Source organism: Prevotella sp. P6B4 (genome assembly GCF_000619985.1).
In the GTDB taxonomy this organism is placed as follows: domain Bacteria; phylum Bacteroidota; class Bacteroidia; order Bacteroidales; family Bacteroidaceae; genus Prevotella.
Genome location: NZ_JHVE01000035.1, coordinates 1 through 12,226 on the forward strand (window position 1 = coordinate 1; position 12,226 = coordinate 12,226).

Sequence of the window (12,226 nt, forward strand, 5' to 3'; positions counted from 1 at the left end):
AAAAAAAAATAACGTTTTTTATCGAAAAAAGTTGCCAAAATATTTGCAAAATCCAAAAAATTTTTGTATCTTTGTAGGGTAAACAAAGAGGTAAAACCTCACAATCAACGGCTGTTAATCAGCCATAAGTCTAACCATTTAAATATCTTTACACTATGGCTTTAAAAGTAAAAGCACGTGAGAAACTGCTGAAGTTCTCAAAAGATTCAGAAGGCGAGTATCGCTATGTGATGCAGCCTGAGTTGTATTCCGCTCTTGCCAAGGAGAAAGTGATTCACGAAGCCGCTCTGCGTAGCGGTGTGAGCGAAGGCGTGATGAAGGCCTGCTGGGATGCCGCCGGCGAGGTGATCAAGGCATGGCTGCCCGAGGGTCACAGCATTCCCATCCCCGGCTTAGGCTCTGCACGCTTCAGCCTCTCGGCCAAGACGGTGGCCGACGTGAACGAGGTGAAGTCGAGCCTCATCAAGACGCGCCGCATCATCTTCACCCCTGCCGTGGAGCTGAAGGACGAACTGAAGTCGACCGCAGTCATCATCACCTGTTACGACCGCGAGGGTAACGTGGTGAAGCGTGTCACCTCTACCGATCCCGGTGACATCGAGGATACGGAGAGCGGCAACCAGAGCCAGTCGTCCGGCGAGGGTCAGAACACTGGCGGCAACAGCGGTCAGGGCACTGGCGGCGGCAACGGTGGCGGTGGCGGCGGCAACCCTAACCCCGATGGCAGCAGCGAGGATTAACCCTGAGGGGGGCATCGAGGATTAGCCTCGGTGCCCCTCACATCTATTGAGAGAGTTGGCACGGTATTTGCAAATGCTATGGCAGAACATTCATAAATTAAGTATATACAATTATGCAGAAAGGTAACATCGGGGTTACAACCGAGAATATTTTCCCCGTCATCAAAAAGTTTCTCTATAGCGATCACGAGATATTCCTCCGCGAGATGGTATCAAATGCCGTCGATGCTACACAGAAGTTGAAGACACTGGCTCAGCAGGGCGAGTACAAGCAGGAGCTTGGCGATCTGACCGTGCGCGTAAGCCTGGATACCGATAAGGGTACCATCACCATCAGCGACCACGGTATCGGCATGACCGAGGAGGAGATCGACAAGTATATCAATCAGATTGCCTTCTCAGGCGTTACCGACTTCCTCGAGAAGTACAAGGATAATGCCAACAACATCATCGGCCACTTCGGACTGGGTTTCTACTCAAGCTTCATGGTAGCCAAGAAGGTAGAGATTGTGACCAAGAGCTGGAAGGAAGGCTCGAAGGCTGTGAAGTGGAGCTGCGATGGCTCACCTGCCTACGAGATCGACGACGCCGAGCGCGCTGATCACGGTTCGGACATCATTCTCTACGTAGATGACGACTGCAAGGAGTTCCTCGACAAGTTCAAGCTCGAGGGCCTGCTCAACAAGTACTGTAAGTTCATGGCTGTGCCCGTGGCCTTCGGCAAGAAGACCGAGTGGAAGGACGGCAAGCAGGTGGATACCGACGAGGATAACATCATCAACAGCGTGGAGCCCCTGTGGACTAAGACCCCAAGCACACTGAAGGACGAGGACTACAAGAGCTTCTACCGCACACTCTACCCCATGAGCGATGAGCCTCTGTTCTGGATTCACCTGAATGTGGACTACCCCTTCAACCTGACCGGTATCCTCTACTTCCCCAAAATCAAGAATAACATCGAGCTGCAGAAGAACAAGATCCAGCTGTACTGCAACCAGGTATTCGTGACCGACCAGGTAGAGGGCATCGTGCCCGAGTTCCTCACCCTGCTCCACGGTGTGATCGACTCACCCGACATCCCTCTGAACGTCAGCCGTTCATACCTGCAGAGCGACCGCGAGGTAAAGAAGATCTCGACCTATATCACTAAGAAGGTGGCCGACCGCCTGAAGGCTATCTTCAGCGAGAACCGCAAGGAGTACGAGGAGAAGTGGGACGACCTGAAGCTCTTCATCAACTACGGTATCCTGAGCGAGGACGGTTTCTACGACCGCGCCAAGGAGTTCTCACTCTTCAAGGACACTGAGGGCAAGTACTTCACCTTCGACGAGTATAAGACCCTGATCGAGGCCAACCAGAAGGATAAGGACGACCAGCTGGTATATCTCTACGCTACCGACAAGGAGGAGCAGTACAGCTATATCAAGGCTGCTCAGGACAAGGGCTACAGCGTGCTACTGCTGAACGGACAGCTCGACGTGCCCACCATCCAGACACTGGAGCAGAAATTTGAGAAGAGCCGCTTCACCCGTGTGGACAGCGACATCATCGACCGTCTGATTGTGAAGAGCGACGCGCCTAAGAGCGAGCTGAGCGAGGAGCAGAGTGACAATTTGTCAGCCGTATTCCGCACCCAGCTGCCAAAGATTGAGCACACCGAGTTTATGGTTCAGGTAGATGCACTTGGTGCCGAGGCCCGTCCGGTAGTGATCACTCAGAATGAGTATATGCGCCGTATGAAGGAGATGAGCCGATTCCAGCCTGGTATGAGCTTCTATGGTCAGATGCCCGACTCGTTCAACCTGGTACTGAACTCAGACCACCCACTGGTGAAGAAGGTGCTCGACGAGAGTAGCGCTGCTACCGAGGAGGCGCTGAAGCCTATCGTAGCCGAACTGAAGGGTCAGGAGGCACGTCTGGCTGCCATCCGTGCCCAGCAGGATAAGAAGAAGTACGACGAGCTGACTCAGGACGACAAGGATATGAAATCTGAGGCCGAGAAGGCTGTTCAGGAGCAGAAGGACAAGAAGCAGGCTGTGATTGCCGACTATGCCAAGGGCAACTCGGTGGTTCACCAGCTCATCGACCTGGCACTGCTGCAGAACGGCATGCTGAAGGGCGAGGCACTCGATGCATTCCTGAAGCGTTCAGTTGATCTGATTAAATAAACAGAATAAGCATAAAGAAAGCTCCCAAGTAACGTTGGGAGCTTTTTTTATTTGGGAACTTCGAGAACCACGCGGCAGCCTTCGTGATAGTCGGCATCGAATATCAGATCGCCACCTAAGTTCTTGGCATGTCGCTTGGCCAGCGGCAGACCTAAGCCCAAGCCTTCCGAGAGGTCGCCCTCGCGTACGAACGGCTTGAAGATCAGCTCGTCGGCATCGATCGACAGGCCCGGACCAACATCCTGAACAATGAAACGCACCTTCTTCTCATTCTGCGTAATGGTCAGTTTCACATGCTGGCCGTCGGTGTACTTGGCAGCATTATACAGCAGCTCGCGCAGCGTGCGCATCAGGTACAGATGGTTGGTGAGGATATGCATGGTATCGGGCAGGATGGTATCCATCTGGATCTTGGCATCGGGGAAGTGGCTCATGGCATGCCTGATACACTCGCGCGCCACCTCATTACATGCCACCTCATCCTTTCGGTTACTCATCAGCGTCTCATCCAGATCGGTTTCCGAGGCATCGAAGAGCATCAGCACCATGCGACTCATATTCACCGCATTGCTCTTCATCATCGAGGTCACATTGCTCATTTCAACCTCGCTCATAGCGTTCTTATCCCCAGCACTCTCGCGCAGCACGTTGGCAAAGCCCAGAATCACATTCAGCGGCATGCGCATCTGCTGGGCCACATGCTGTATGAACAGATTCTTGCGCTTCACGGTCTCGTCGGCCAGCGCCTTCGACTTCTCCAAGGCATCGTTGTGCTTACGAATCTCATCAGTGTCCTTACGGAGCTTACCCATACGCTGGTTCAGCGAGTGTTGCATATGTGCGAAACTGTTCTGCAAACGGCCTATCACACCCATCTTGGTGGTTATCGGAATCAGTTCGTCGTACTTGCCGTCGGCTATCTGCTGCGTATTGCGCAGCAACCCGTAGATAGGCTGGATGGTCTGCTTCACCAAACGGTTGCAGAGCCATACTATCAGCAGCAGGCCGATGATGATGATTGCCGCAATCACATAGCCCATGTGGTAGTAGCTCGTCAGGGTATCGCCCACCGGACAAACCAGCGCCAGGCTCCACTTGGTGCCAGGCACCGGGCGATAGCACACATAATACTCGCGCCCGTCATACGTGGCACGCATATCGCCATGCTTGCCCGCTGTCATCTCATAGCCCAACGTAATCATATCCGGATTACGATGCGGGTCGGCATCAGAGAATATCGACTTGCGGAATACACGCACCGTATCGGGATGTATCAGATAGCGACCATCTTCAGCCAGCATCATGAAATAGGCATGCGGGAATGGGCGGTCGCCCTTATTGAGATTACTGGCCATGTCGCTGATAGAGAGATCGACCGTTAGCACACCCATCATACGACCACTGTGATGGCGAATGGGCTGGCAATAAGTGGCGATGGCCTGCGTATGATCCACGGCAATCGAGCTCTTCTCGGCAAACGGATCCACCCAGCAAGCCTTACCGGTCCTGACAGGTTCGGTGTAGCACGCCCTATGGAAATAATCGTAGTCGGGCTCGATATACGACACAATCGAATCGCCACCATAATCCTCGGTGTAGATAGAGAACCTATGGCCATACTCCGGAAACTCGTCGGGCAGCGCATAGAACGAACTGCTGACAACTGGCGCATTCAGGCGCACAATGCGGTTGGATACCGATTTCAGCGAGTCGGAACGCAGATTCTCCTCCATCATCCAGGCATTGGAGTTGGCCGAGGTCTCGACAATACTCATATAGTTGCGTACACGGTGGAGCGCTGTGTTCAGATAACTATTGGCCGATGCCATCGCCTTCTCACGGATGAGATAGCTCGACTGCAGGAACAACGTGCCTATCGACAGGATAAAAATGGGCGCCGCCATCAGGATAATGCGCATACTGAGCGAGCGCGAAAGACGATGATGCTTACTCATGGGCAGCCTCCTTTCCTGATTCGGTTTCGATAAAATGCGCCATGTGGGTCAGCAGGTCCAACACCGCCTCGCTCTTCTGCTGGATATTCTCCACCTGCTTATCTACTTCTTCACGGTCGATGTCGTGATAGTTATTACAGAGGGTAGTCACACTACGGTCGATACTCTCGGTAGGCACCGTCATCTGGTTGGTCATGTAGTGCAGGAACGAAGTCTTCATTCTATCAGTCTCCTCGGTCTTGGCCAGGGCTGCACGCAAGGCATCATTACGCCGATGCAGACGGTCGGTAGCCTTCTCGAGGGCGCTGACCTCATCCTGCAACGATCGCTTCATCTTGCAGAAACGGTTCTGCAGATCGCCAATCTCGTCGTCACGATCGGTCTCGCTTATCATCACGTTCAGATCGCCATTGGCTATGCGCTGCGCCGAGTCGGTAAGCAGGCGCAAAGGCCGCAGCTGGCGGTGAAAGCTCCAGGAACTCAGTCCGAGGAACAGCAGCACGCCCACGATAGCGATGGCAAACACCAGATAGAGCAGTATATTATGCATGCCGAAGATATCGTCGTCGGGATAAACCACACCTACACTCCAGCCTAACGTGCCCTCGCCAGCAGCACGCCCCTCCACTTCGGCACGCTTAAACGGCTTGTAGAATACACACCAGTTACGATCGTCCCTCGTAAAGAACTTCACGCCGGTCTCGCCTGCAATCATCGACTCAAGGGCCTCGAGTGTACTGGTTCCGTAACCAGCCTCCATCTGACTGAACGCCATGGGCAGCGACAGTCTGTCAGCATCGGGATGGACGATAAACGATCCGTTGCGCGCCAACAACACACAGTAGCCATTCTGCGTAGACTTGGCCGAAAGCACTATCTTCGACAGCATGGATATCGACACATCGACACCAATCAGTCCCACGCGCTCGCCCTGCTTGTTATAGAAAGGCAGGCAGAAGGTGACCAGCGCCTCGTTCTCGGTATCCTCGCCCTTCAACGGGTTGGTCCAGCCTACATAACCCGTCTTCATCGGTTCGGTGTACCACACCTGCTCGGTGTAAGGACGGTTGGTAAACTTATCGGTAGTCACCAGGTCCGACTTGGCATCGGTCGAGAAACCTCTGCGGTGCACATAGACCATAAACAGGTCCTTGCCAGGGAAATAGCCTGGCTTATAGGCAATGGCACAGCCCACCACGTTGGGATTACTCTTCACCATCTCGCGGCAGTAAGTATATACGCGGCTGGAATCATCCACATAATTCAGCAGGTCGTAACACATATTACCCGCTGACTGCTCTACGCTCAGCAGGATATTATCAATGTCCTGCACGGTGCCTTCAAGCGTCAGTTCGGCATCGCGCATGGCCTCGCCGCGCAGCTCTCTGTGCGAGATATACGCCATAGCGCCCAGCGTGAGTGCCAACAACAGCACAATGCCACCAAACACCTGCAGGTTCAGTTTGTACCTATTACTTTTCATCCTTGATGTGTTTTGTTGTCAGCCACACAGCCACAATACCCAGCAGTCCTAACAGACTCAGGCCCCAAGCCATATACACGAATGGTTTCTGCAGGTCGCTCTTAGGGATAACCACAGCCAGCGTCCAGTCGATACCTTCTATCGGGCCATAGTACACCACCGACTCCACATTGTCGATCGTCATCTCAGCCACACCGTTCTCCCGCTGCTCCAAACTGCTGAGCAGCTGCTTGTCTTCGATGATAATCTTTTTGTCCTGTGGATGCGCCAGGCAGGTGCCGTCCTTATCCAGCACTACCGAATAGAAATCAAAGTTACGCATCAGGCGATACGTGTTGACCAACGGAGCATGCCGACAGTAGTCATCAATCTTCGCCAACACCTTGGCTACCCAGTCAAAGGTGATATCAGCACCACATACACAGGTCAGCTTGCCCTGCTCATCAAACAACGGGGTCACAAACGTGCAGTAATGACCGCTGATGTTGGTGCCATCATAATAGTAGTAAGGCTCCGACCAGAACGACATCTTCAGATCCTTGGCACGGACGTACCACGTCGACTTGGTATAGTCGTGGCGTGCAGAGCCCACCTGACTCATCTCGAACTTGGTACTGTCGGTATGATGGATATACGGCTCGAACCACGTGCCTTTTGAGGGGAAGAAACCTGGCTCGAAAGCGGCGAAATAGCCACGCACATCGGAGTTCAGATTCGACTCACTCTCAAGCGCAGCAATCACACTCTCGGGCGAATCCATGTGTTTCTCCACCTCGTTGAACACATTAGTAGCACTCATCTCCATGCCCTTGATGGTACGGGTCAGCTGGGCAGTAATCACACTCTGCATGCCTGCATAACGCACAATAGTTTCTGCCTTCATGGCTGAACTGAAAGCCCAGTATGCCAATCCCACCACTATCAGAATAATGGCTGATACGGCCAACAATACATTCCTTCTCTGCCTCTTGGCATCAGTTTTAGATTCTTGTTTCACGGTCGGTATATTTATGTCCTCGTTAGATGTAATAATAACGCAAAGTTACAAAAAATCCCGACAGAAAGAATAATTTTACGAAATCTTAACACATATTAACCTAAAAAAGCGCTGTACCAATCGTACAGCGCTAACTTAACACCTATTCATCTAAAAAAAAGATTATAGCAATTTGAGCTTGTGATGGTAAGCCTTGCGCAACTTGCGCACGGCCTTATCACGAATCTGGCGGACACGCTCACGCTTCAAGTCCATATCCTCGGCTATCTCGGCCATCGTCTCGTGCTCCTGGTTAATGCCGAAGAAAGCATTGATCACACGGCGCTCGCGCTCGTCGAGCGTGGTAAGTGCATATTCCACAGCCTCTTCGATAGCTGCAGAATGCACACGCTCGTCGGCCATAGGCGCATCCTTATTCACCAGTACCGAGAGCAGACTCATATTGGCACGATGGCCCAGAGGCGCATCGACCGATACTGCCTGCGACTGCTGGCGCACCACCTCTTCCTTCACGTCCTTGGGCACCTGGTAGAGTCCGCCCTGCTGCTCGATGGCCTTCTCGATGGCCTGACGGATATAGACCACGGCAAAGTTGACGAAGCGCACGCCGCGCGTAGCATCGAACTTGCCGGCAGCCTTCATCAGTCCGATATTACCTTCACTCACCAGGTCCTCCATAGCCACGCCCTGACCTTTGTACTGACGCGCCACAGAGACCACGAACTTCAGGTTTGCCTCAATCAGTTTCGACAGCGCGCGATCATCGCCCTTGGCTATACGCTCCGCCAACTGACGCTCCTCGGCATCGCTGAGCAGCTCCTCCTTACCTATTTCATCAAGATATCTGTTTAATGCTGAATCTTCCATTTCATTCTCTTTTTGTTTGCAAAGATACGAAAGTATTTCGATAAATACAAAAAAAAGAAGAGAAAACCTTTCATATATAAACAAGAACCCCTAGCCTGCATCAGCAAGCCAGGGGTTTTCTACATATTAGGAAGCATCATCCTTATGACACCTCAATGGCCTTCGTCACTTTCTCCTTCGGTTCGGTCTTCGGCATAGTGATGGTCAGGATGCCGTCCTCCACCTTGGCAGAAATTTTGTCGCGTACTACATCATCTGGAAGTATGTAGTTCTGCTCATAATTCGAGTAGCTGAACTCACGGCGCAGATAATGACGGTGACTGTCCTCATGCTTGTGTTCCTGTTTGTTCTCAATAGCGATGGTGAGGTTGCCCTCGTCATTGATACCTACACGGCAATATTCTTTCTTAATGCCTGGAGCTGCAAGTTCCATCGTGTAGGCCTTCTCACTCTCCTTGACATTGACTGCAGGTGCTGTACTGTTGGCACGAGGCATAAAATCAGTGTTAAAGAAATCATCAAACATTGTTGGGAACCAACTGTTGCTTTTCATTAATCCGTTCAACATAACTTTTACCTCCTAATTATATTTTTAGTTTAACTTAATTGTTCTTGATCGCTTCGGCTTATTTGCTTCAGCTTTCACTTACTGAAAAGCAAAGTACATGCCTACAGGAAAAAGCGCTCGTTACCTTGTCAAGATGGCAAGGATTTTAAACTCGCTTAAACGATACTGACAATCCCTTAAACTCAATTAAACATGACTGACATTTCTTTAAACTCCCTTAAACATTGACCAGAAATTCTGTCAGTCTTCAAGTCCAAAACTCTTTCTCGCCAGTCTGTTCCATCTCACCCTGGCACTTGGGACAGGTATGCCCATCCCACACTCTGATTTTATCGCTGCCGCATTGCAAACAGAGCCTGCCTACTTCGCTTCTATAGGAAGGTGCCACATCGGCGATAATCCCACCCACCACGATGTTTTGGATGCTCTTGCAGTCAGGACACGACACGGCACGTATCTCTTGGCGGAAGAGTCCTCTGCCTTCGTACACCTCGGCTTCGTAGCCACATTTCTTACAGCGATATTTGAGTTTCCAAGCCATTATAATAAAGCAATCAAAGCAATTTGAGCCAACAATATCAATGGCAACCCGTACTTGAATTTCAAGTGCATCGTTTTATGGTGCCAGACCTGCATACCTAAGAGTGCACCTATAGTGCCGCCAACAACAGCCAGCATCAGGAGAGTGGCTTCGGATATACGCCATTTTCCATGCTTGGCTTTCCACTTGTCCCATCCGTAGACAACGAAAGTCAGGACATTGATGCCAACGAGTATATATTTTATCGTCTCTGTCACGCTCATATCAGGGACAAAGTTAGTAATAATTGAGAAAATAACGTATTATTTTGCCATTTATTCAGCTATTATATGTGATTTTTTGTAACTTTGCCTCCCAAAAGGATATAATAATGAATACATTCTTTCAAACTCTTGCCGCAATCAGCGGTCCAATAGCAGGCATTTTAGCCTACATGCTCATAGAAGGTAAGCGCAAAGCGAAAACGAGAGCAAAAGCCGATAACGAACCAGAGACAATGCTTGATGACATAAGCTACATTCAAGAGATAAAACACCAGCATGGAAATGTAGGAAATGTGGTGTGGCAACAATATGATATTCTGTTAGCTGCACAGCACTATGACTGGTGGACTATGGTAGATTGGGCTGCCTACATGGAGTCGGCCGACATTAACATGATAGAAAGCGTCGTAGTTGCAGATTTAGCTGAAGCTATAGGAACAGAGCTTGTCCATGTGTACAACCAGGACAAAGTGGGACTGAAAAACTTTGAGAAGTTGAAAGAAGAACAGGCAAGACTAAGCATATACGGTCATAGTCACACATTAAACAGTTCTGTGCAAATCGTGTGGTTCAACCAAACGAGAGTGTTAAGAGTCATCACGCTTATTGATGATGAGATATACATCACGAAATATGTGGAAACCCTCATTAGAAGAACATTTGGCACCAAAGATGCCATGAAACTGGCTAAACCCATACCCAAAGAATGACACTCCGCGAACTCATAAACTCAGTTGATGCAGAGCACTATAGCAAATCAACGCTATTCCAAAAGCTCATCAGCACCAAGCCGGAATATGGCGCAAGCAGACATATTCAGGTGGCCGAAGCCTTAAGCTAATCTTTTTTTCTGGAATCTTTCGCCAACGAAGCCTTGTCCAACCTCGCCTGCAATGAGGTCAAAAGGCTGAAATAGCGGTGGTGTTGGAGACAAATCATCATTGGGATTCTGGCGTAACTCGTGCCAAACGGCTTTCTTGGCAGAAGTGGCAAAGTAAAGCACATGCCCTTCCTGCTTCATAATTTGAAAGATGCGTAACTTTGGCAGATTGCCCTCGCTGGTTGCAAGGGCAATCTCTTTGTGGTCTTTCAGAAACTGAATAGCTTTGTCGAACATCTCGATTACCATTTCAGTTCTTCCTGCAGGATAGTTCCATCGGTCATGGGGCTGTCAGCCTCAGTGAAGGCATTGGCCTTGTACTGGATGCAGAGCATAGTCAGGTTCTCGCTGCCTGTGTTCTTCAGCGCACGCTTACCATCGGGAGCCACACGTATAATAGAACCCTCGCTGACAGGGAAAATCTCACCATCCACCTGATACTGGCCTTCGCCCTTCAGGATAATGTAAAGTTCCTCGTGAGTCTTGTGGGTGTGCAGGAAACCGCTGTCCTGACCAGGAACGAGTGTCTGGAAACTCAGTTCGCTGCCTGTAGCACCTACGGCCTGACCTGCGAACACCTTACCTTGAATGGTTACATTGGGGCCCATCGGAAGCACGTGCTCGATAATCTCACTCATCTTACCTACGCTTACTGCGCTATAATTCTTACCACTCTTAATTGTCTCAATCTGTTTCATAATTCTTATTCGTTTAAAATGTTATTTGTTCGTTTTGACGCTGACAATGATGCGATTAAGCGAGAGCAGAGCCAAACTCGTTTGAGCTCTGCCGAGCGTGAGCATCATCGCGACCAGTTCTTAACTGGGCGCAAAGGTACGGCAAGTTTTTCATTCCCACAAGAAGGCACTTTTAGGTGACATAGTTACCAAAAAGTAGGAATTAGGATGTTATCGGACTCCCGTGAATGTAGCGTTAACTTAGATTAACTAAGTATAATTTGGTAATTCAGTAACTATTTGTTACCTTTGCCGTGTAAACACGGCGAGGACAGGCTGCACCTCAGCAATTCGAGCAAGCTCGATTGCATTCGGTTTGCACTATCCTTGCGACAAAATCTATAGTTATGGCAGATATCAAAGCAGAGTATTTAGCCTGTCCTATCAGGCAAGTAGTGAGTCGTTTCGGCGACAAGTGGTCAATGTTGGTACTCTATATGCTCCACACCAACGAGACTGGTGTATTGCGCTTTAATGAGATCCGCCGACTGATGACGGACTGCTCTCAGAAGATGCTTTCGCAGACCCTGAAGAATCTGGAGCAGAGCCATCTCGTTCATCGTAAGGTCTATCCGGAGGTTCCACCCCGAGTGGAGTATTCCCTGACAGAGACAGGCAAATCGCTGATGCCAGCACTTACGGCTCTGATAGCTTGGGGCAAGGAGCATTTCAATGAAGTGGTAACAGATTAAAAGTATGCTACTACCCAAATTCATCATCACAATGGACGGTGTTTTCCGTCTGGGAATGGTTGAACAGCATAAGGACTTGCTGTAACCGGGCGACCAATGCATTGGCGGTGGCTACTACGCTTTCGACTTCATATCAAACCGAATCATCCTATCTATCTGGCGCATGCAGGACGAAATCCGAACGGTTAAGTCGCTGCCTTTTGCCTAAAAAACAAAGGTGACAGCCTCTTTCGAGTCTATCACCTTTACCATTTGTTGTGATTCCGGCGGGATTCAAACCCACAACCTTCTGATCCGTAGTCAGATGCTCTATTCAGTTGAGCTACGGAACCATT

The 12,226-nt window shown here is 50.2% G+C and carries 13 protein-coding genes and 1 tRNA gene; 4 read left to right on the forward strand and 10 right to left on the reverse strand.

What is annotated here, in order from left to right:
* The first annotated feature begins 155 nt into the window (after window positions 1–155).
* Together T491_RS0114950 and htpG are read left to right on the forward strand one after the other, a co-directional pair.
* Entirely contained in the window at window positions 156–740 is a 585-nt protein-coding gene (locus tag T491_RS0114950; RefSeq protein WP_028904595.1) for a DNA-binding protein, read from the forward strand.
* A gap of 113 nt (window positions 741–853) precedes the next feature.
* Entirely contained in the window at window positions 854–2,908 is a 2,055-nt protein-coding gene (gene htpG / locus T491_RS0114955) for a molecular chaperone HtpG (RefSeq protein ID WP_028904596.1), read from the forward strand.
* A 47-nt stretch (window positions 2,909–2,955) separates the two neighbouring features.
* On the opposite strand, the gene T491_RS0114960 is transcribed toward htpG, so the two are convergent.
* From T491_RS0114960 to T491_RS0114990, 7 genes are all read right to left on the reverse strand, one after another.
* On the reverse strand, window positions 2,956–4,863 hold the full coding sequence (locus T491_RS0114960) for an ATP-binding protein (RefSeq protein ID WP_028904597.1): 1,908 nt from the start codon (window positions 4,861–4,863) through the stop codon (window positions 2,956–2,958).
* On the reverse strand, window positions 4,856–6,346 hold the full coding sequence (locus T491_RS0114965; RefSeq protein ID WP_028904598.1) for a cache domain-containing protein: 1,491 nt from the start codon (window positions 6,344–6,346) through the stop codon (window positions 4,856–4,858). Before T491_RS0114965 ends, T491_RS0114960 begins: the two co-directional genes overlap by 8 nt.
* Window positions 6,336–7,343: a hypothetical protein gene (locus T491_RS0114970; RefSeq protein WP_155950171.1), complete on the reverse strand. Its 1,008-nt coding sequence runs from the start codon at window positions 7,341–7,343 to the stop codon at window positions 6,336–6,338. Before T491_RS0114970 ends, T491_RS0114965 begins: the two co-directional genes overlap by 11 nt.
* A 162-nt stretch (window positions 7,344–7,505) precedes the next feature.
* Entirely contained in the window at window positions 7,506–8,210 is a 705-nt protein-coding gene (locus tag T491_RS0114975) for an RNA polymerase sigma factor RpoD/SigA (RefSeq protein WP_051523196.1), read from the reverse strand.
* 142 nt (window positions 8,211–8,352) lie between these two features.
* Window positions 8,353–8,778 carry an Hsp20/alpha crystallin family protein gene (locus T491_RS0114980; RefSeq protein WP_028904601.1) on the reverse strand — a complete coding sequence of 142 codons (426 nt, stop codon included), beginning with the start codon at window positions 8,776–8,778 and terminating at the stop codon, window positions 8,353–8,355.
* A 247-nt stretch (window positions 8,779–9,025) separates the two neighbouring features.
* Window positions 9,026–9,319: a hypothetical protein gene (locus tag T491_RS0114985; RefSeq protein WP_028904602.1), complete on the reverse strand. Its 294-nt coding sequence runs from the start codon at window positions 9,317–9,319 to the stop codon at window positions 9,026–9,028.
* Window positions 9,319–9,582 carry a DUF1294 domain-containing protein gene (locus tag T491_RS0114990; protein WP_028904603.1) on the reverse strand — a complete coding sequence of 88 codons (264 nt, stop codon included), beginning with the start codon at window positions 9,580–9,582 and terminating at the stop codon, window positions 9,319–9,321. Before T491_RS0114990 ends, T491_RS0114985 begins: the two co-directional genes overlap by 1 nt.
* 107 nt (window positions 9,583–9,689) lie before the next feature.
* Here T491_RS0114990 and T491_RS0114995 point away from each other — a divergent pair, with 107 nt between their 5' ends.
* Window positions 9,690–10,292: a hypothetical protein gene (locus T491_RS0114995; protein ID WP_051523197.1), complete on the forward strand. Its 603-nt coding sequence runs from the start codon at window positions 9,690–9,692 to the stop codon at window positions 10,290–10,292.
* A 122-nt stretch (window positions 10,293–10,414) separates the two neighbouring features.
* On the opposite strand, the gene T491_RS0115000 is transcribed toward T491_RS0114995, so the two are convergent.
* Together T491_RS0115000 and T491_RS0115005 are read right to left on the reverse strand one after the other, a co-directional pair.
* Window positions 10,415–10,711 (reverse strand): pyridoxamine 5'-phosphate oxidase family protein, encoded by a 297-nt coding sequence (locus T491_RS0115000; RefSeq protein ID WP_028904605.1) that lies wholly within the window; start codon window positions 10,709–10,711, stop codon window positions 10,415–10,417.
* Window positions 10,705–11,160 (reverse strand): cupin domain-containing protein, encoded by a 456-nt coding sequence (locus T491_RS0115005; protein WP_028904606.1) that lies wholly within the window; start codon window positions 11,158–11,160, stop codon window positions 10,705–10,707. The genes T491_RS0115000 and T491_RS0115005 overlap by 7 nt, the downstream gene beginning before the upstream one ends.
* A 386-nt stretch (window positions 11,161–11,546) precedes the next feature.
* On the opposite strand from T491_RS0115005, the gene T491_RS0115010 reads away from it, so the two are divergent.
* A complete protein-coding gene (locus T491_RS0115010; RefSeq protein ID WP_028904607.1) occupies window positions 11,547–11,891 on the forward strand; it encodes a helix-turn-helix domain-containing protein in 345 nt (114 codons plus the stop codon).
* 258 nt (window positions 11,892–12,149) lie between these two features.
* Here T491_RS0115010 and T491_RS0115015 read toward each other — a convergent pair.
* Window positions 12,150–12,223, reverse strand: a tRNA-Arg gene (locus T491_RS0115015).
* Window positions 12,224–12,226: the final 3 nt, after the last annotated feature.